Annotated in this window: 16 protein-coding genes; 7 read left to right on the top strand and 9 right to left on the bottom strand. The window is 71.1% G+C overall.

The window, feature by feature from the left end; all coding sequences use genetic code 11:
* Positions 1-38: 38 nt before the first annotated feature.
* Together ACIBBB_RS24675 and ACIBBB_RS24670 are read right to left on the bottom strand one after the other, a co-directional pair.
* Entirely contained in the window at positions 39-1,079 is a 1,041-nt protein-coding gene (locus tag ACIBBB_RS24675) for an EamA family transporter (protein ID WP_398985443.1), read from the bottom strand.
* 128 nt (positions 1,080-1,207) lie between these two features.
* On the bottom strand, positions 1,208-4,099 hold the full coding sequence (locus tag ACIBBB_RS24670; RefSeq protein ID WP_398985441.1) for an FAD-binding and (Fe-S)-binding domain-containing protein: 2,892 nt from the start codon (positions 4,097-4,099) through the stop codon (positions 1,208-1,210).
* A gap of 83 nt (positions 4,100-4,182) precedes the next feature.
* Between ACIBBB_RS24670 and serC the strand changes: the two genes are divergently transcribed.
* Together serC and ACIBBB_RS24660 are read left to right on the top strand one after the other, a co-directional pair.
* Entirely contained in the window at positions 4,183-5,301 is a 1,119-nt protein-coding gene (serC, locus tag ACIBBB_RS24665) for a phosphoserine transaminase (RefSeq protein WP_398985439.1), read from the top strand.
* Between the two features lie 143 nt (positions 5,302-5,444).
* A complete protein-coding gene (locus tag ACIBBB_RS24660) occupies positions 5,445-6,062 on the top strand; it encodes a Uma2 family endonuclease (RefSeq protein WP_398985437.1) in 618 nt (205 codons plus the stop codon).
* A gap of 12 nt (positions 6,063-6,074) precedes the next feature.
* On the opposite strand, the gene ACIBBB_RS24655 is transcribed toward ACIBBB_RS24660, so the two are convergent.
* On the bottom strand, positions 6,075-6,902 hold the full coding sequence (locus ACIBBB_RS24655; protein WP_398985435.1) for an ABC transporter permease: 828 nt from the start codon (positions 6,900-6,902) through the stop codon (positions 6,075-6,077).
* Entirely contained in the window at positions 6,899-7,879 is a 981-nt protein-coding gene (locus ACIBBB_RS24650; protein WP_398985434.1) for an ATP-binding cassette domain-containing protein, read from the bottom strand. Before ACIBBB_RS24650 ends, ACIBBB_RS24655 begins: the two co-directional genes overlap by 4 nt.
* 82 nt (positions 7,880-7,961) lie before the next feature.
* Here ACIBBB_RS24650 and ACIBBB_RS24645 point away from each other — a divergent pair, with 82 nt between their 5' ends.
* Positions 7,962-8,723 carry a TetR/AcrR family transcriptional regulator gene (locus ACIBBB_RS24645; protein WP_398985432.1) on the top strand — a complete coding sequence of 254 codons (762 nt, stop codon included), beginning with the start codon at positions 7,962-7,964 and terminating at the stop codon, positions 8,721-8,723.
* Between the two features lie 34 nt (positions 8,724-8,757).
* Here the strand turns inward: ACIBBB_RS24645 and ACIBBB_RS24640 are convergent, their stop codons facing one another.
* A complete protein-coding gene (locus ACIBBB_RS24640) occupies positions 8,758-9,783 on the bottom strand; it encodes a WD40 repeat domain-containing protein (RefSeq protein ID WP_398985430.1) in 1,026 nt (341 codons plus the stop codon).
* Positions 9,784-9,861: 78 nt separating this feature from the next.
* Between ACIBBB_RS24640 and ACIBBB_RS24635 the strand changes: the two genes are divergently transcribed.
* Together ACIBBB_RS24635 and ACIBBB_RS24630 are read left to right on the top strand one after the other, a co-directional pair.
* Positions 9,862-10,578, top strand: a complete 717-nt coding sequence (locus ACIBBB_RS24635) for a GDSL-type esterase/lipase family protein (RefSeq protein WP_398985428.1) — start codon at positions 9,862-9,864, stop codon at positions 10,576-10,578.
* Between the two features lie 278 nt (positions 10,579-10,856).
* Entirely contained in the window at positions 10,857-11,840 is a 984-nt protein-coding gene (locus ACIBBB_RS24630) for an aldo/keto reductase (RefSeq protein WP_398985426.1), read from the top strand.
* A 215-nt stretch (positions 11,841-12,055) separates the two neighbouring features.
* Here ACIBBB_RS24630 and thpR read toward each other — a convergent pair whose 3' ends face one another.
* The 3 genes from thpR to ACIBBB_RS24615 form a co-directional block, all read right to left on the bottom strand.
* Positions 12,056-12,676, bottom strand: a complete 621-nt coding sequence (thpR, locus tag ACIBBB_RS24625; RefSeq protein ID WP_398985424.1) for an RNA 2',3'-cyclic phosphodiesterase — start codon at positions 12,674-12,676, stop codon at positions 12,056-12,058.
* Positions 12,677-12,743: 67 nt separating this feature from the next.
* Entirely contained in the window at positions 12,744-14,102 is a 1,359-nt protein-coding gene (locus ACIBBB_RS24620) for an MFS transporter (RefSeq protein WP_398985422.1), read from the bottom strand.
* A 119-nt stretch (positions 14,103-14,221) separates the two neighbouring features.
* On the bottom strand, positions 14,222-14,659 hold the full coding sequence (locus ACIBBB_RS24615) for a MarR family winged helix-turn-helix transcriptional regulator (protein WP_398985420.1): 438 nt from the start codon (positions 14,657-14,659) through the stop codon (positions 14,222-14,224).
* Between the two features lie 173 nt (positions 14,660-14,832).
* On the opposite strand from ACIBBB_RS24615, the gene ACIBBB_RS24610 reads away from it, so the two are divergent.
* Positions 14,833-15,015 (top strand): ribbon-helix-helix protein, CopG family, encoded by a 183-nt coding sequence (locus ACIBBB_RS24610; RefSeq protein WP_189110003.1) that lies wholly within the window; start codon positions 14,833-14,835, stop codon positions 15,013-15,015.
* Between the two features lie 43 nt (positions 15,016-15,058).
* Here ACIBBB_RS24610 and ACIBBB_RS24605 read toward each other — a convergent pair whose 3' ends face one another.
* Positions 15,059-16,477 carry an NCS2 family permease gene (locus tag ACIBBB_RS24605; RefSeq protein ID WP_398985418.1) on the bottom strand — a complete coding sequence of 473 codons (1,419 nt, stop codon included), beginning with the start codon at positions 16,475-16,477 and terminating at the stop codon, positions 15,059-15,061.
* A 166-nt stretch (positions 16,478-16,643) separates the two neighbouring features.
* Between ACIBBB_RS24605 and ACIBBB_RS24600 the strand changes: the two genes are divergently transcribed.
* A complete protein-coding gene (locus ACIBBB_RS24600; RefSeq protein WP_398985416.1) occupies positions 16,644-16,907 on the top strand; it encodes a DUF2530 domain-containing protein in 264 nt (87 codons plus the stop codon).
* Positions 16,908-16,910 lie beyond the last annotated feature (3 nt).

The raw sequence follows: 16,910 nt of genomic DNA, 5'->3' as shown, positions 1-16,910 counted from the left end.
CATGGCAGCGCCCGGATAAACAAGCAAGCGTGCTTGGTTTACTTCTTGCCGCTTTCCGGGCCCGTGGGCGCGGCCTCGGGCCGGGCCTTCCGGGCGCTCCTGACGGCGGCCAGTCTCGTCCGCGCCGCCTCGCGCTCGGCCTTCTGCGCCTCGCGCCGACCCGCCTGCGTCCGGACCGCGCCGATGCTCGCCGCGATGACCAGCGTGATCGCCAGCGCGTCGGTGAAGGTCAGGCTCTGGTGCAGGACGAGGAAGCCGGCCATCGCCGCGACGGCCGGTTCGATACTCATCAGGATCGCGAACGTCGGCGCGGGCAGCCGCCGCAGGGCGAGCAGTTCCAGGGTGTACGGCAGGACGGACGACATCAGCGCCACCACGAGCCCGAGCCCGATCGTGGACGGCACCAGCAGCTTCGAGCCGGCCTCCAGGATGCCCAGCGGCAGGGTCAGCACGGCACCGAAGGCCATGGCGAGCGCGAGCCCGTCGGCCTGCGGGAAGCGCTGCCCGACGCGGGCGCTGAAGATGATGTACGTCGCCCACATCACCCCCGCCGCGACGGCGAACGCGGCGCCCACGGGGTCGAGCCGGTCGAACCCGCCACCGCTCAGCAGCAGCACACCACCGAGCGCGAGCCCGGCCCACAGGAGGTTGCCGAGCCTGCGCGAGACGATCACGGAGAGAGCGAGCGGCCCGAGGACCTCCAGGGTCACGGCGGCGCCCAGCGGGATGCGGTCGGCGGCCTGGTAGAAGAGGAGGTTCATCGCCGCCAGCACGGCCCCGAAGACGAGCACGGTTCCCCAGTCGGCACGCGAGTGACCGCGGACCCTGGGCCGGCAGATCACGAGCAGGACGACGGCGGCGAGCACGAGCCGCAGGGTCACCACGCCGACGACCCCGGCCCGCGGCATCAACAGCACGGCGACGGCGGCGCCCCACTGCACGGAGAGCACCCCACTGACGACAAGCACCACGGGCCCGAGCGCCGGCCGCGCCCCCTCCCCGGGCACCCCACCGCCCAGGGCCCCCACGGCCTCCGGGGTCGCTCCGGCACCCGCGACCACGGCACGCGGCTCATCCACCGGGGACCTCCTCCACATCATTCAGGGCAACACAATGGACCATTCGATCTAACATACTGCACTCGGCGGTATGCCCGCCGAACTGGTCGGGCCGGGCTCGACCGGGCAGATCCGGTGGCGGCGCCCCCTCAGTCCAGCGCCTCCGCCAGGACCTCCGCCAGGTGCCTCGCGCCGCCGTCCGCCAGTTGGTCCAGTTGCGTACGGCACGAGTAGCCGTCCGCCAGCAGCTCCGTGCCTTCCGCCGCCGAGCGGACCGCGGGCAGCAACTGGTCCTCCGCGCAGGCCGCCGAGACCTCGTAGTGGCCCTTCTCGAAGCCGAAGTTGCCCGCCAGGCCGCAGCAGCCGCCACTCAACTCGCCTGTCAGGCCCGCCCGTTCGCGTAGGCGGCGTTCCGAGGCGTCGCCGAGGATCGCGTGCTGGTGGCAGTGGGTCTGGCCCGCGACCGGGCGGTTCACGCGGGGTGGCCGCCAGTCGGGGGCGCACTCCTCCAGGGTCTGGGCGAAGGTGCGTACCGACGCGGCGAGGCGGGCCGCGCGGGGGTCGTCCGCGAGGAGTTCCGGCAGGTCGGTCTTGAGCGCGGCGGCGCAGCTCGGTTCCAGGACGAGGACCGGCAGGCCCGTGTCGAGCAGCGGTTCGAGCCGGTCCAGGGTGGTGCGCATCACGGCACGGGCCTGGTCGAGCTGGCCCGTGGAGACGTACGTCAGGCCGCAGCACACCGTGCCCGGCGGCAGGGTGAAACCCACCCCGGCCGCGTCCAGGACCTGTACCGCCGCCCGCCCCACCGACGGCGACAGGTGCTCCGTGAAGGTGTCCGGCCACAGCACCACCGCCGGGTCGCCTCCCCGCTCCCGCCGCTGCCCCCGCAGCCAGCGGGTGAACGTACGCGGCGCCAGACGCGGGATCGAGCGCTCGGGGGCGATGCCGCCCAGGCGCTTGGCCAGCGCGGCGGCTCCCGGCACCCGTACCGCCGCGTTCAGCAGGCGCGCGAAGGGCGCGGCGGCGCGGAGCCAGCGCGGCAGCCGCCCCATCGCGTAGTGCGCGGCGGGCCGACGCCGGCCCGCGTAGTGGTGGTGCAGGAACTCCGCCTTGTACGTGGCCATGTCGACCCCCACCGGGCAGTCGCTGCGGCAGCCCTTGCAGGACAGGCAGAGGTCGAGCGCGTCCTTGACCTCGGTCGAGCGCCAGCCGTCCGTGACGATCTCGCCGGCGAGCATCTCGTGCAGCAGCCGGGCACGTCCGCGCGTGGAGTGCTGTTCGTCGCCGGTCGCGCGGAACGACGGGCACATCACCCCCGCCCCCGAACTCGGCCCCTCCACCCGGCACTTGGCGACTCCCACACAGCGCCGCACGGCCGCCGAGAAGTCACCGCCCACCACGCCGTCCGCCTCGCCGTCGTGCGGGTAGGCGAAGGCGACGTCGACACGCCCGCGCGGCAGGACCTCGAAGCGCAGGTTCTCGTCCAGCCTGGCGGGCCGCGCGATCGAACCGGGGTTCAGGCCCCCAGCCGGGTCCCACACGTCCTTGAACCGCCCGAAGAGACCGGTCAGTTCGACCCCGTACATGGTCGGCAGCAGCTCGGAGCGCGCCAGCCCGTCACCGTGTTCGCCGGAGAGCGAGCCGCCGTGCGCGACGACGAGCCGGGCCACGTCCTCGGAGAAGCGGCGGAAGCGCCGTACGCCGTCGGTGCTCAACAGGTCGAAGTCGATGCGGACATGGATGCAGCCGTCGCCGAAGTGCCCGTACGGTGTGCCCCGCAGCCCGTGCTCGGCGAGCAGCGCGCGGAACTCCCGGAGGTACGCGCCGAGTCGGGCGGGCGGTACGGCGCAGTCCTCCCAGCCCGGCCACGCCTCGCCGCCGTCGGCGCTGCGCGTCGCGGTGCCCGACGCGTCCTCCCGTACCCGCCACAGGGCCCGCACCCCGGTCGGGTCCGTCACGACCGTGCCGTCCAGGGCGTCCGCCGCGCGCATGATCCGCTCGGCGTGCGCGCGGGCCTCGGCGACGGTGGCCCCGCCGGTCTCCACGAAGAGCCAGGCTCCGCCGCGCGGCAGATCGTGCGGGCCGGGGACGAGGTCGTCGGCCATGCCCTCGACGGTCAGCGGGTGGTACGGCAGCAGCCCGGCCGCAGCCTCGGCCGCCGCGCTCTCGTCGGGGTAGCCGAGGACCGCGAGCACCCGCACGGGCGGCGATTCGACCAGCCGTACGACGGCTTCCGTGACGACGCCGAGCGTGCCCTCGCTGCCGCAGAAGGCGCGGGCGAGGTCGGTGCCGTTCTCGGGGAGCAGCGCGTCGATCGCGTAACCGGAGATACGGCGCGGCAGGCCCGTGGGGTAACCGGTGCGCAGGAGCGCGAGGTTGGACTCCACGAGGGGGCGCAGGCCGGTGGGGGCGCCGTCCCAGCCCCGGCCGAGCCGCAGGGCGTCGCCGCCGTACGTCGTGACCGACAGCTCGTGGACGTTGTCGGCGGTCGTCCCCCACGCGACGGAGTGCGACCCGCACGAGTTGTTGCCGATCATGCCCCCGATCGTGCAGCGGCTGTGCGTGGACGGGTCGGGCCCGAAGGTCAGCCCGTGCGGTGCGACGGTGTCGCGCAGCCGGTCGAGAACGACCCCGGGCTGCACGACGGCGGTACGCGCCCCGGCGTCGACCGACACGATCGAGCGAAGATGCCGGGTGAGATCGAGGACGACTCCGATGCCCGTCGCGTTCCCCGCGATCGAGGTCCCGCCGCCGCGTGGCACGACGGGCACGCCGTGCGTGCGGCACACGTCGAGGGCCGCCGCGACGTCCGCCGCGTCACGGGGGGAGACGACGCCGACGGGAACGCGGCGGTAGTTGGACGCGTCCATGGTGACCAGGGCGCGGGCGGCGGAACCGAAGTCCACGTCCCCGCGGACGGCGTCGGACAGGTCTCTGGCGAGGGCGGTCGTCGCCGCCGTGGTCGCCGCGGTGTCCGCCGCTTTCGCAGGTGCCGTACGCATCGCCGTTTCCCGCTTCCCGTGCCGCTCCCGGTGCTCAGCCATTCCCCCAGGATGCCCCGCCGGAGGCATCTCACGACGTGAACCACTCCCCTGACGGCCGGCGGAAAACGTCTAGGCTGCCGCCCGTGGCCGATATTCAGATTCCCGCTGACATCAAGCCCGCCGACGGTCGATTCGGCGCTGGCCCCTCCAAGGTGCGTACGGAGGCGGTCGACGCACTGGCCGCCACCGGTACCTCTCTCCTCGGCACCTCCCACCGCCAGGCCCCGGTGAAGAACCTGGTCGGCGCGGTACGCGACGGTGTACGCGAGCTCTTCCAGCTCCCCGAGGGCTACGAGGTGATCCTGGGCAACGGCGGCTCCACCGCCTTCTGGGACATCGCGACGCACGGTCTGATCGAGAACAAGTCGCAGCACCTGAGCTTCGGCGAGTTCTCTTCGAAGTTCGCGAAGGCGTCGAAGCTCGCGCCCTGGCTGGCCGAGCCGACCGTCATCTCCGCCGATCCGGGCAGCCACCCGGACCCGGCGGCCGAGGCGGGCGTGGACGTCTACGCGCTCACGCACAACGAGACCTCCACCGGTGTCGCCGCGCCCGTCAAGCGCGTCGCGGGCGCCGACGAGGGCGCGCTCGTGCTGGTCGACGCCACCTCGGGCGCGGGCGGCCTGCCGGTCGACATCGCCGAGACCGACGTCTACTACTTCGCCCCGCAGAAGTCCTTCGCCTCCGACGGCGGCCTGTGGATCGGCGTCTTCTCGCCGGCCGCGCTGGAGCGCGCCGCGCGCGTGCACGGCTCGGGCCGGCACGTGCCGGAGTTCTTCTCGCTGCCGACGGCGATCGACAACTCGCTGAAGAACCAGACGTACAACACCCCGGCGCTCGCCACGCTCTTCCTGCTGAACGAGCAGCTGACCTGGCTGAACACCCAGGGCGGCCTCGACTGGTCGACCGCCCGCACGGCCACCTCGGCGCGCACGCTGTACGGCTGGGCCGAGTCGTCCAAGTACGCGACCCCGTTCGTGGTCGACCCGGGGCAGCGCTCGCAGGTCATCGGCACGATCGACTTCGCGGACGAGATCGACGCGGCGGCGGTCGCCAAGGTCCTGCGCGCCAACGGCATCGTGGACACGGAGCCGTACCGCAAGCTGGGCCGGAACCAGCTGCGGGTGGCGATGTTCCCGGCGATCGACCCGGCGGACGTCGAGGCGCTGACGGCGTGCGTCGACTTCGTGATCGACAAGCTCTGATCGGTCCACCCCGACGCCGACCGGCCCCGCCCCCGTCACGGGAGCGGGGCCGTCACTCTTCCGCGTGAGGGATCGCGCTCACGACGTATCGGGCCCTCGCGGCCTACGATGATGGTCTCGACACCAGCCATCTGGAGGCCCGCATGTCTGCCGCAGCAGCTGAGCCCCCCTGGGACGGCCCGCCGGAGTCACTGCTTGAGACCGCCGACAGTCTCACGGAGCAGCACCCCGGCTACCGCGTCGAGATCATCGGAGGCGTCATCACCGTGGCCCCACCCCCGGACGGCGACCACGCATCGATCCTGACCGACCTGGTGATTCCCTTCGCGCTCGCCGGTCTACACGGCCCGGAGTCGAAGGTCCTCCAGAACATCGGACTGTGGCTACCCACCGGTCCGGATGACTTCGTCATCCCTGACCTGGCCGTCGTCGACGCCGACTACAAGGACCACGTCACCAAGTACAAGTGCTACGACCCGGTGATCTTCCGTCTCGTACTCGAAGTCACGTCCAGCAACTATCAGCAGGACTTGCGGAACAAGGTCGCCGCCTACGCCGATGCGCAGATTCCCGTTTACGTGATCGTCGACAGAAAGCACAAGCGTCTGCATGTGCTGACGGACCCATCCTCCGGCGACTACCAAAATCACCGGATCCATGCCCCGGGCGAGCGGGTCGTCCTCCCCGACTCCATCGGCGCCGAGGTGAAACTCGATGTGTCGGCGCTGCTGATGCTCGGGAAGTCGACAGACTCCCACTGAGCGCACCCGGTCTCACCTACTCAGCCGCTGGAATCTCCGTACCGCCAGCGGTGCGAACACCAGCGTGATCGCCGCCGGCCAGGCCACCGACAGCAGCAGCGCGTGTTCCTCCGGCCAACTGCCGCCGTTCGCCACCGGGTTGCCGAACAGTTCGCGGGTCGCCGTCACCGTCGCCGAGACCGGGTTCCAGGCCGCGACCACGCCCAGCCAGTCCGGCATCAGGGACGGGGCCACGAAGACGCTGGAGATCATCGTCAGGGGGAAGGCGACGACGAAGAGGTTGCCGGCCTGTTCCGGGCCCGGGACCAGCAGGCCGAGCCAGACTCCCACCCAGATCAGCGAGAAGCGCAGCAGCAGGAGCAGGCCGAAGGCCGACAGGGCGGCGAGCAGGCCCGCGTCCGCGCGCCAGCCGATCAGCAGGGCCGTGAGCGCGAGGATCGCCAGTTCCGCGCACGCGGTGATCATGTCGCCGACGCCGCGCCCCGTGACCACCGCCGACGGCGCCATCGGCATCGAACGGAAACGGTCGTTGACGCCCTTGCTGGAGTCGGTGACGAAGGCGACCGCCGTGTTGATGAAGCCGAAGGCCATCGTCATCGCGAACATGCCCGGCATCAGGAACTCGCGGTAGTCCCCACCGCCCGGGACCTTCATGGCGCTGCCGAAGACATAGCCGTAGAGCAGTACGGAGACGACCGGGAAGCCCAGCATCCAGAGGATGTAGACGGGTTGGCGCCGGTAGTGGGTCAGACTGCGGCGTACCAGATTCCAGCAGTCGGCCAGCGCCCAGTAGGCGCGGCCGTGGTCGCCCTCCGGGGTGAGACCGATCCGCGCGCTCATGCCGCGACCTCCGTCTTCCGGGGCGCCGTCGCCACTTCCGTACGGTGACCCGTCAGCCGCAGGAACACGTCGTCCAGGCTCGGCCTGCGCAGGCCGATGTCCTCCACCGCGATCCCCCGGTCCCGCAGCTCCCGCGCCACCTCCGTCAGCGCGGCCACCCGGTCGGTGACCGGCGCGTGCACCCGGCGCGCCTCGGGGTCCGTGCCGGGCGGCGCGCTCGCGACGCGGGCCACCACCTCGGCCGCCGCCGGGAGTTCGTGACTCTCGTGAACGACGACCTCGATCAGGTCGCCGCCCACGGTGTTCTTCAGCTCGGCCGGGGTGTCGTCGGCGATCGCCCGGCCCTGGTCGATGACCGTGATGTGTGAGGCGAGCTTGTCGGCCTCGTCCAGATACTGGGTCGTGAGCAGCACCGTCGTACCGTTCGCGACCAGCGCCCGCACCGCGTCCCAGACCTCGCCGCGCCCGCGCGGGTCGAGCCCGGTGGTCGGCTCATCGAGGAACAGGACCCGTGGCGCGAGGATCATCGACGCGGCGAGGTCGAGCCGGCGCCGCATGCCGCCGCTGTACCCGCCCACACCCTTGTCCGCCGCTTCGACCAGGTCGAACCGTTCCAGCAGTTCGCCGGCGCGCAGCGCGGCCCGCCGCCCGCCGAGGTGGAAGAGACGGCCGAACATCTCCAGGTTCTGCCGGCCGGTGAGGATCTCGTCCACCGCCGCGTACTGCCCGGTGAGCCCGATCAGGCTCCGGACCGTGCGCGGGTCGCGGCTCACGTCGACCCCGGCGACCGTGGCGCGCCCGCCGTCGAGCTTGAGCAGCGTGGCGAGTGCGCGGACGGCGGTGGTCTTGCCGGCGCCGTTCGGGCCGAGGAGCCCGTGCACGGTTCCGGTGCGTACGGCGAGGTCGAAGCCGTCGAGGGCGTACGTGTCCCCGTACCGCTTCCGGATCGCTTCGGCACGTACGGCGTATTCGGTCACTGCTCCTCCAAGGAACTGAGTACGGTGTACCCGCAGAGCGTACACAGTACCCAATTAATGGCGAGCCGATTAGGCTGAAGCCATGACGACGACGGACAGCAGCGGCAGCGGAGACGTCTCACGCAGCCTGGAACTCCTCTGGGGCACCGGGGAGCGCGCGACCCGCGGCCCGAAACCGGGGCTCACGCTCGACCGGATCGTCACGGCGGCCGTCGAACTCGCGGACGCCGAGGGGCTCGCGGCGGTCTCGATGCGCAGACTCTCCACGGAACTGGGCGCGGGAACGATGTCGCTCTACCGCCATGTCCCCGGCCGGGCCGAGCTGGTGGACCTGATGCTGGACCGCGTACAGGGCGAGACCGCCCAGCCGTCCGAGCCTGCCGCTTCAGCTCCCGGCTGGCGCAAGACCGTCGAAACGGCCGCCCGCGGGGAACTCGCCCTCTACCAGGCCCACCCCTGGCTCCTCTCCGTCAACCAGACCAGGCCCGTCCTCGGCCCCGGCGCGGTCGGCGGCATGGAGACGATGCTCGCCGGGATCAAGGACATGGGTCTGAGCGACCCGGAGCTGATCTCCGTGATGATCATGGTCAGCGGATACGTCTCGGGGGTCGCCCGTACCCAGGTGCACGCGGTCGAGGCGCGGCGGACGAGCGGCATCAGCGACGACGAGTTCTGGCAGGCGCAGGAGCCGGTCCTGACGGCGGTGATGACCAGCGGGCGCTACCCGCTGATGGCAGGGCTGTCGGCGGAGGCGTTCGGCCCCGACTTCGACCACTTCGAGTTCGGTCTCCAGCGCCTGCTCGACGGCCTGGAGGTGCTGGTCCAGCAGCGCACAAGGCCGTAGGTCATCTCCGCGGAGTCCCGCCCGAGGCGGTACGTCAGTCGCTGCCCCGCCGGCGTCTGAAGCCGAGGAACAGCACGGCGGCGCCGACGAGCACCACCGCGCCGATCGTCAGATTCCCGCCGTCGGCCCCGACGCCGTCCTCACCCGCGCTGCCGTTCCCCGCGCTCCCGCCGCCCCCGGACGAGCCGCCGCCCCCTTCGACGTCGACACGCTCGACCTCGCTGCCCGTGCCCTCCGTGCCGAACATCAGGGCCGAACCGTCCAGGGTGTACGACACCGACTCCGCCTGCCCCTGGACCGGGGCCCGGACGCGGTGGTCGGCGCCGAGGCGGCCGTTCTTCCAGGCGTAACCGCGTGCGCTGAAGTACGAGCGCAGCACCAGCTCCTTGCCGTCCGGCGAGAACGCGCCGTCGGTCACCCACGGCACCTCGCCGACGCGTGTGAAGGTGTTCGTGCCGCCGGGGGTCAGCTTCGCCGGCCCTTCGTAGAGGCCGCCTCCGTCCTCGTTCTTCGAGGCGATGTAGACGCGGCCGGTGGTGGGGTGGACCATCAGCGCCTCGGCGTCGCGCGGGCCGTCCGCGTACTTCACGGTGAACTGCGTCGCGTCGACCGTCGCGTCCGCGAGCCGCTCCGGCTCGGGGAAGCGGTAGATCCAGACGTGCTCCCAGCTGCCGTTGAGGTTGTCGCCGATGTCACCGACGTAGATGTTCCCGTCGGCGCCGACGGAGATCGCCTCCATGTCGCGGGGCTCGCCGACCCCGCGCATGGTGATCGTCGCGACGGTCTCGCCGGTCCGCGAGTCGACGCCGAAGACGCGGGGCTCGTCCTGGTCGTTGTGGGTCCAGTAGACGCCGGGGTGCGCGCGGCTGGCGGCCAGCCCGCTGGACTCGGTGATCCGCGGGTCGGTCGTCCGGAAGCTCCGGTCGGGGTCGGCGGCGGACCCGGCGGGGGCCCCCGGGACTGCCGCGCCCGCGGGCACCGCGGCCCCCGCGGGCACCAGGACGAGCACCGCCGCCACGAGGGCCGACCGGACGGGACCGAGACGCGGAGACGGACGCATGACCTTGACCATGGCCCAAGACTGCCACCTTCCCGGGCCCGGCTCGGTCGGTCCCGGGCGATCGTGGATGATGTCCCGATGCGTTTCATGTTCGTCGGCGACTCGATGACCATCGGCCGCGCAGGCGACTTCACCTGGCGCTACCGGATGTGGCAGCACCTGAACGCGTCGTACGACAGCCCGTATTCGATCGTCGGCCCGCGCACCGGCCTGTACGACACCCACGCCGACGCCCCGGTCTCGCACGCGTACGGCGCCCCCGACTTCCCCTCGCGGGCGTGGGGGCACCTCGCGGGCTGGGGCGAGGGGTGGCAGCACATGGCGCCGGTGATCCGCGAGGCGGTCGCCGCGCACCGCGCGGACGTCCTGCTCGTCTCGCTGGGTCTGATAGACCTCGGCTTCTACACGGACAGCGAGCGAACGGCCCTGTACGCACGGGAGTTCATCGCCGAGGCGCGGGCGGCGAACCCGCGCGTCCGGTTCGTCCTGCTGCCCGTCATACCCAACGTCCGTGCCGGGACGGACCCGGCGTTCGCCGCCGAGGTCGACCGTTTCAACGACCTGCTGGCCAAGGCGGTCGCCGATCTGGACGACCCGGCCTCGCCCCTGCTGCCGGCCACCCGCCCGGCGTCGTACGACGTCGGCCGGGACACCTACGACGGGACGCACCCCGGCCCTTCTGGTGAGCACCTGCTCGCCGGCGCGTTCGCCGACGCGATGCACCAGGCATGGGGGCTGGGCGCGCCATATGCCCTCACATCGGGGCGAGTTGGGGATCGAGCGGCGCTCGGCTGAGCCGCGTCACCCCCGCCCCGGCGGCCTCCCGCACCCACCGCAGACCGCCGGCCCCGGCTCGTCGTTCAGCCGCCCGCACTCCTCGCAGACCAGATCCAGCATGCAGGGCGGCTCACCGCCCTCGTCACGCTCGTCCCCGCCGCCGGCCATCGCCGCACCACCCCCACCACTCGCCGTCGCCCTCACGCTCACCCCAACGTAAGCCCCGTACCCCGCCCCGGGCGCCCCGGAATCGAGGTCTTGCTTCGAGCGCGCTCGAAGGCGTTGGCTGTTGAGCCATGAAGTACACGCAGCTCGGACGCACCGGACTCAAAGTCAGCCGACTCGTCCTCGGCACCATGAACTTCGGACCTCACACCAACGAGGCCGACAGCCACGCCCTCATGGATGACGCCCTCGGCGCCGGTATCAACTTCTTCGACACCGCCAACGTCTACGGCGGGGGCGAGAACAAGGGCCGTACGGAGGAGATCCTCGGCACCTGGTTCGCGCAGGGCGGCGGCCGTCGCGACAAGGTCGTGCTCGCCACCAAGGTGTACGGCAACATGGCGGCCGGGGGCGACGCGTGGCCCAACCACGACAAGCTGTCGGCCCTCAACATCCGCCGCGCGGTGGACGCCAGCCTCAAGCGGCTCCAGACCGACCACATCGATCTCTACCAGTTCCACCACATCGACCGTGCCACCCCGGTCGAGGAGATCTGGCAGGCCATAGACACCCTGATACAGCAGGGCAAGATCCTCTACGCCGGTTCGTCGAACTTCCCCGGCTGGAAGATCGCCCAGACCAACGAGACCGCCCGCCGCCTGGGCTCGTACGGCCTGGTCAGCGAGCAGTGCCTGTACAACCTCGCCGAGCGCCGCGCCGAGATGGAGGTCATCCCGGCCGCGCAGGAGTACGGCCTCGGGGTCATCCCCTGGTCGCCGCTCCACGGCGGGCTCCTCGGTGGCGCGATCCGCAAGGAGCGCGAGGGCGGCACCGGGAAGCGTTCGAGCGACCGGCTCGCCGACACGAAGATCCGTGAGCAGGTGCAGGCGTACGAGGACCTGCTCGCCAAGCACGGCATCGAGCCGGGAGAGGCGGCGCTGGCCTGGCTGCTCACCCGTCCCGGCGTGACGGGCCCGATCGTCGGCCCGCGCACCGCCGAGCAGCTGGAGTCCGCGCTGCGCGGGGTCGAGCTGGAGCTGTCGGACGAGGTGCTGGCGTCCCTGGAGGAGATCTTCCCGGGTACGGGGCCGTCGCCGGAGGCATTCGCCTGGTAGCGGGCGCAGGGCTCGCCGAGTCCTGATCGCCGGACGGGCAGCACCGAGGCCCGTCCGGCACGGGCTCCAGGGCCTGTCCGGCGGATCTTCGCCCCCACGAAGATCCGCCGGACAGGCCCTTAGCCGAACGCCGCCGTCACGGCGACGATCACGAACATCAGCACCAGCGCGGCGGCCATGATCCGGTTACGGGTTTTGGGGTCCACACGTCGAGGTTAACGGCCGTCGGTGCCCGGCTCGGCGGCGGGCTTCGTCCCCGGCCCCACGCCCGCCTTCGCCGTCGGGAAGCGCACCAGCGTCTCGTAGCGCGGCTGGGCGCCCCGTACCCCGTCCACGGGCAGCCTGCTCCGTACGAGCGCCAGCTCACCGACCTCCCAGGGCGTGCCCTCGAAGCCGTCGAGTGCGTTCGCGTACGGGACCAGATCGGTCTCCGTCCGCGTGCGCGCGACGGTCAGATGCGGCCGGTAGGCGCGGTGTTCCTCCATCGGTACGCCCGTGCGGCGCGCCGCGGCGTCCGCGCGCTCCGCCAGGCGCCGCAGCTCCGCGATACCCCCGGCGGCGCCGGCCCACAGGGCGCGCCCGCCGAAGTGCCCGCCGCCGTGGAGGCGCAGCGAGAACGCGTCCGTACGGTTCGCGGCCCGCTCCAGGCGCTCGGTCAGTTCGGGCACCAGCCCGTCGTCCACCTCGCCCATGAAGGCGAGTGTGAAGTGCCACCCCTCCTGGCCGGTCCACCGCAGCCCGTCGGCTCCGGGGAGCCCCCGGAGCCGTTCGTCGAGGGCCACGGCGAGTTCGTCGGCGGCCTGGGCGGGCGGCAGTACGGCGGCGAAGAGACGCATGCGGGAAGTCTGGCATCCCGCCGCGCCCCGGCACCATCGACTTACGTCGACGCACGCCGCCCGGCGCTCACGCCGCCGTCGCCAGCCGCTCCCGCTGGACGAACGTCACGCGCGGGCGCCCCCGCTCCATGTCGATCTTGACGCGCAGGCCGCCCGCCCGCGCGAGCATCACGCCCACGCCCACCGCCGCCAGCGCGGCGACCGCGCCGCCGGCCGCGAAGCCGACCCTGGGACCGTAGGTGTCGGTGACCCAGCCGACGACCGGGGCGCCCAGCGGCGTACCGCCCGTGAAGACCATCATGAACAGGGCCATCACCCGGCCGCGCATGGCCGGGTCGGTGGTCATCTGGATGCTGGAGTTGGCGGTGACGTTGACCGTCAGTCCGAACATGCCGACCGGTACGAGCAGCGCGGCGAAGATCCAGAACGTCGGTACGAAGGCGGTCACGATCTCCAGCACACCGAAGAGGATCGCCGCGGCCACCAGCAGCCGCATCCGGGAGCTGCCCCGGCGCGCGGCGAGCAGGGCGCCGATCAGGGAGCCGACCGCCATCAGGCTGTTGAGCAGCCCGTACGTACCGGCGCCCGCGTGGAAGACGTCGTCCGCGAAGGCGGAGAGCCAGATCGGGAAATTGAAGCCGAACGTGCCGATGAAGCCGACCAGCACGATCGGCCAGATCAGTTCGGGCCGCCCGGCGACGTAACGCAGCCCTTCCCGCAGCTGCCCCTTGCCGCGCGGGGTGCGCTCGACCCGGTGGAGCTCGGAGGTGCGCATCAGCAGCAGGACGGTGAGCGGCGCGATGAAGGAGAGTCCGTTGAGGAGGAAGGCGTAGCCGCTGCCGACGGCGGTGATCAGCACGCCGGCGACGGCCGGGCCCACGAGCCGGGCGGACTGGAAGTTGGCGGAGTTCAGACTGACGGCGTTACGCAGTTGGTCGGGGCCGACCATCTCGTGCACGAACGACTGCCGCGCCGGGTTGTCGACCACCGTGACCAGGCCGAGTACGAAGGCCGTGGCGTACACATGCCAGACCTGGACATGGCCGGTGAGAGTGAGGGCGGCGAGTGCGAGGCCGGTGATTCCCATGGCGGCCTGGGTGCCGAGCAGCAGGGTGCGCTTGTTGCACCGGTCGGCGATGACGCCGCCGTACAGACCGAAGAGCAGCATCGGCAGGAATTGCAGGGCCGTGGTGATACCGACGGCCGTGGAGGAGCCGGTGAGGGTGAGCACCAGCCAGTCCTGGGCGATGCGCTGCATCCAGGTGCCGGTGTTCGAGACGACCTGTCCGGTGGCGAAGAGCCGGTAGTTACGGATCCTCAGCGAGCTGAACATGCTCGTACCGGTCTGTGCGGGCTGTGCGGGCTGTTCAATGGGGTCGGGGGTGGGCGGTGCGGGGGCGGAGTCTGCTCCGGATCCCGTACTCAAAGTCGGTTCGCCTCCTCGGCGCGGACGGCGTTCTTCTGCGGATACGTACGCGTACTTCCTCAGGTGTACGTGCCGGTGGCGGACAGCGCGCCGCCGTTCACCGGCCCGGGTCGGGGCGGTTACAGATGTGCGAGCTTCTCCAGCACCGGCGCGGCGGCGCGGAGCTTGGCCCATTCGTCCTCGTCCAGCCCTTCCGCCATTGCGGTGAGCCAGGCGTTCCGCTTGCGGCGGCTCTCTTCGAGCATGGCCTCGGCCGTCTCGGTCGACGTGACAACTTTCTGTCTGCGGTCGTCGGGGTGCGGGTCGAGCCGGACGAGTCCCTTGGCTTCGAGCAGAGCCACGATGCGCGTCATCGACGGCGGCTGTACGTGCTCCTTGCGGGCCAGCTCGCCGGGTGTGGCGGACCCGCAGCGGGCGAGGGTGCCGAGCACCGACATCTCGGTCGGACTCAGGGTCTCGTCGACACGCTGGTGCTTGAGGCGCCGGCCCAGCCGCATGACGGCCGAGCGGAGTGCGTTCACGGCGTCCGCGTCGTCGCCGTGGGTGAGATCAGCCATGTTCCTTAGCGTAACTCATTACCTATGCTAAGGAAAACCCAGGGCACCCCCTCCCCCACTCCCCCACCAGGACGCACAGATCCCACACATCAGCTCAGGTGGCTCACTCGAACGAGTGAGGAAAGCACGGAAAGTCACTCAACGCCCGGCGCCCGCCCCCGACCCTGGTCTGCATGGGATCGACAGTGCTCAGCCTGCGGATAGACGGTGAGCTGCTGGACCGGCTTCGGCAGCACGCCGCCAGACGCGGAATGAGCGTCCAGGACTACGTGGTCGGGACGCTCACGCGCGACGATTTCGACGAGCGCTTCAGGGCGTCCGTCGACGAGACGGAGAGGTTCTACGGCGCCGCGTAGCACCCACCTCCCGACACGCGGTGCCGGTGCGCGGGCGCGGCCGTCAGGTCAGGCCCAGCGCCGGCATCGCGTAGTAGAAGACGAACACCGCCGACACGACGTACATCACCACCGGCACCTCGCGGCCCCGGCCCGCCACCAGCCGCAGCAGGCTGAAGGTGATGAAGCCGATACCGATGCCGTTGGTGATCGAGTACGTGAACGGCATCGTCACCATCGCCAGGAACGCGGGGACGGCGACGGTGTAGTCGTTCCAGTCGATGTCCCTGATCGACCCGGCGAGAATCAGGAAGCCGACCGCCACCAGCGCGGGCGTCGCCGCCTGGGACGGGACCATCGTCGCGATCGGTGTGAGGAACAGCGCGAGCCCGAAGAGCGCGCCCGTCACGACGGACGCCAGTCCGGTCCTCGCCCCCTCGCCGACACCGGCCGTGGACTCCACGAAGCAGGTGGTGGCGGAGGACGAGGTCGCGCCGCCGGACGCGACGGCGATGCCGTCCACGAACAGCACCCGGTTGATACCGGGCAGCCGCCCCTTCTCGTCCATCAGCTTCGCCTCGTCGCCGACGCCCAGGATCGTGCCCATCGCGTCGAAGAAGGTCGACAGCAGAACGGTGAAGACGAAGAGGATGCCGGTGATGACGCCGACCTTCCCGAAGCCGCCGAAGAGACTGAACTCGCCGACCAGTCCGAAGTCCGGTCCTGCCACGGGGTTGCCCGGCCACTTCGGGGTCGTCAGGCCCCAGCTCGGCACATCGGCGACCGCCTCCACGACGAGCGCGACGGCCGTCATCGTCACGATGGAGATCAGGATCGCACCGGACACCTTGCGGATGATCAGCGCGAGCGTGAGCAGCGTGCCGAGCGCGAAGACCAGCACGGGCCAGCCGCCCAGATGGCCGCCCGAGCCGAGCTGGAGCGGCACGGTGGTGTGGGCGGCGTCCGGGATACGGGTGACGAAGCCGGAGTCGACCAGGCCGATCAGCAGGATGAAGAGACCGATACCGATGGCGATGCCCTTGCGCAGGCTCGCCGGTACGGCGTTCATCACCCGTTCACGCAGCCCGGTCGCGACCAGCAGCATGACAAGGAAGCCGGCCAGGACGACCATGCCCATCGCGTCGGCCCAGCTCATCCTGGGGGCGAGCTGGAGGGCGACGACCGTGTTGATGCCGAGCCCGGCGGCGAGCGCGATCGGTACGTTGCCGACGACGCCCATCAGGAGGGTGGCGAAGGCGGCGGTCAGGACGGTGGCGGTGACCAGCTGGCCGCTGTCGAGCTGGTGGCCGTGGATGTCTTTCGCGCTGCCGAGGATGATCGGGTTCAGCACGATGATGTAGGCCATCGCGAAGAAGGTCGCGAAGCCTCCGCGCACCTCGCGGGCGACGGTGGAACCGCGCTCCGAGATCTTGAAGAAGCGGTCGATGGCGACCGGAGCCGCGGCCGTGTCCGGGGAGGGCATGCGCAACCTCAGTCGTCGTGATCATGGGATGTTCGAACGAACGGAACTGGCCATTCGCAAAACCGTTTCAGTATGAACAGAGTGGCCGATGATCGCTATCTCCGCGCGTAGAGTCCTGCGACGACACCCGATGAGCAGTGCACGGACCGCCGCATAGACTGACGTCATGGCGAAGTGGACCCCGACGCATGAGGCACCCGAGCCCCTGGAGGGGCCGGTCGTCCCGACCATCGTCGGCGGCACCGTCATCTGGTTCGTCCTCTTCCTTGTGCAACTCCCCTTCTACGGCTGGTTCGACGACCACGGCCACACCTGGTGGGTCTGGACCTGTCTCGCCGGTGGCGGGCTCGGCCTGATCGGTGTCTGGTACGTCCGCAGGCGTGACGCCGCCATCAAGCGCGCGGCGGCGGACGGAACCCACGGCGCGTAATGC

It is taken from the genome of Streptomyces sp. NPDC051217 (genome assembly GCF_044455465.1).
Taxonomy (GTDB): Bacteria; Actinomycetota; Actinomycetes; order Streptomycetales; family Streptomycetaceae; genus Streptomyces.
This window is presented reverse-complemented; position numbering and strand designations above follow the sequence as displayed.

What these genes read in the sequence shown, in the direction of transcription:
- ACIBBB_RS24670 (WP_398985441.1), bottom strand. Translation starts at nt 4,099, where the DNA reads ATGGCTGAGCACCGGGAGCGGCACGGGAAGCGGGAAACGGCGATGCGT.
- ACIBBB_RS24660 (WP_398985437.1), top strand. Translation starts at nt 5,445, where the DNA reads ATGTCTGCCGCAGCAGCTGAGCCCCCCTGGGACGGCCCGCCGGAGTCA.
- ACIBBB_RS24655 (WP_398985435.1), bottom strand. Translation starts at nt 6,902, where the DNA reads ATGAGCGCGCGGATCGGTCTCACCCCGGAGGGCGACCACGGCCGCGCC.
- ACIBBB_RS24645 (WP_398985432.1), top strand. Translation starts at nt 7,962, where the DNA reads ATGACGACGACGGACAGCAGCGGCAGCGGAGACGTCTCACGCAGCCTG.
- ACIBBB_RS24640 (WP_398985430.1), bottom strand. Translation starts at nt 9,783, where the DNA reads ATGCGTCCGTCTCCGCGTCTCGGTCCCGTCCGGTCGGCCCTCGTGGCG.
- ACIBBB_RS24635 (WP_398985428.1), top strand. Translation starts at nt 9,862, where the DNA reads ATGCGTTTCATGTTCGTCGGCGACTCGATGACCATCGGCCGCGCAGGC.
- ACIBBB_RS24630 (WP_398985426.1), top strand. Translation starts at nt 10,857, where the DNA reads ATGAAGTACACGCAGCTCGGACGCACCGGACTCAAAGTCAGCCGACTC.
- thpR (WP_398985424.1), bottom strand. Translation starts at nt 12,676, where the DNA reads ATGCGTCTCTTCGCCGCCGTACTGCCGCCCGCCCAGGCCGCCGACGAA.
- ACIBBB_RS24615 (WP_398985420.1), bottom strand. Translation starts at nt 14,659, where the DNA reads ATGGCTGATCTCACCCACGGCGACGACGCGGACGCCGTGAACGCACTC.
- ACIBBB_RS24610 (WP_189110003.1), top strand. Translation starts at nt 14,833, where the DNA reads ATGGGATCGACAGTGCTCAGCCTGCGGATAGACGGTGAGCTGCTGGAC.
- ACIBBB_RS24605 (WP_398985418.1), bottom strand. Translation starts at nt 16,477, where the DNA reads ATGCCCTCCCCGGACACGGCCGCGGCTCCGGTCGCCATCGACCGCTTC.
- ACIBBB_RS24600 (WP_398985416.1), top strand. Translation starts at nt 16,644, where the DNA reads ATGGCGAAGTGGACCCCGACGCATGAGGCACCCGAGCCCCTGGAGGGG.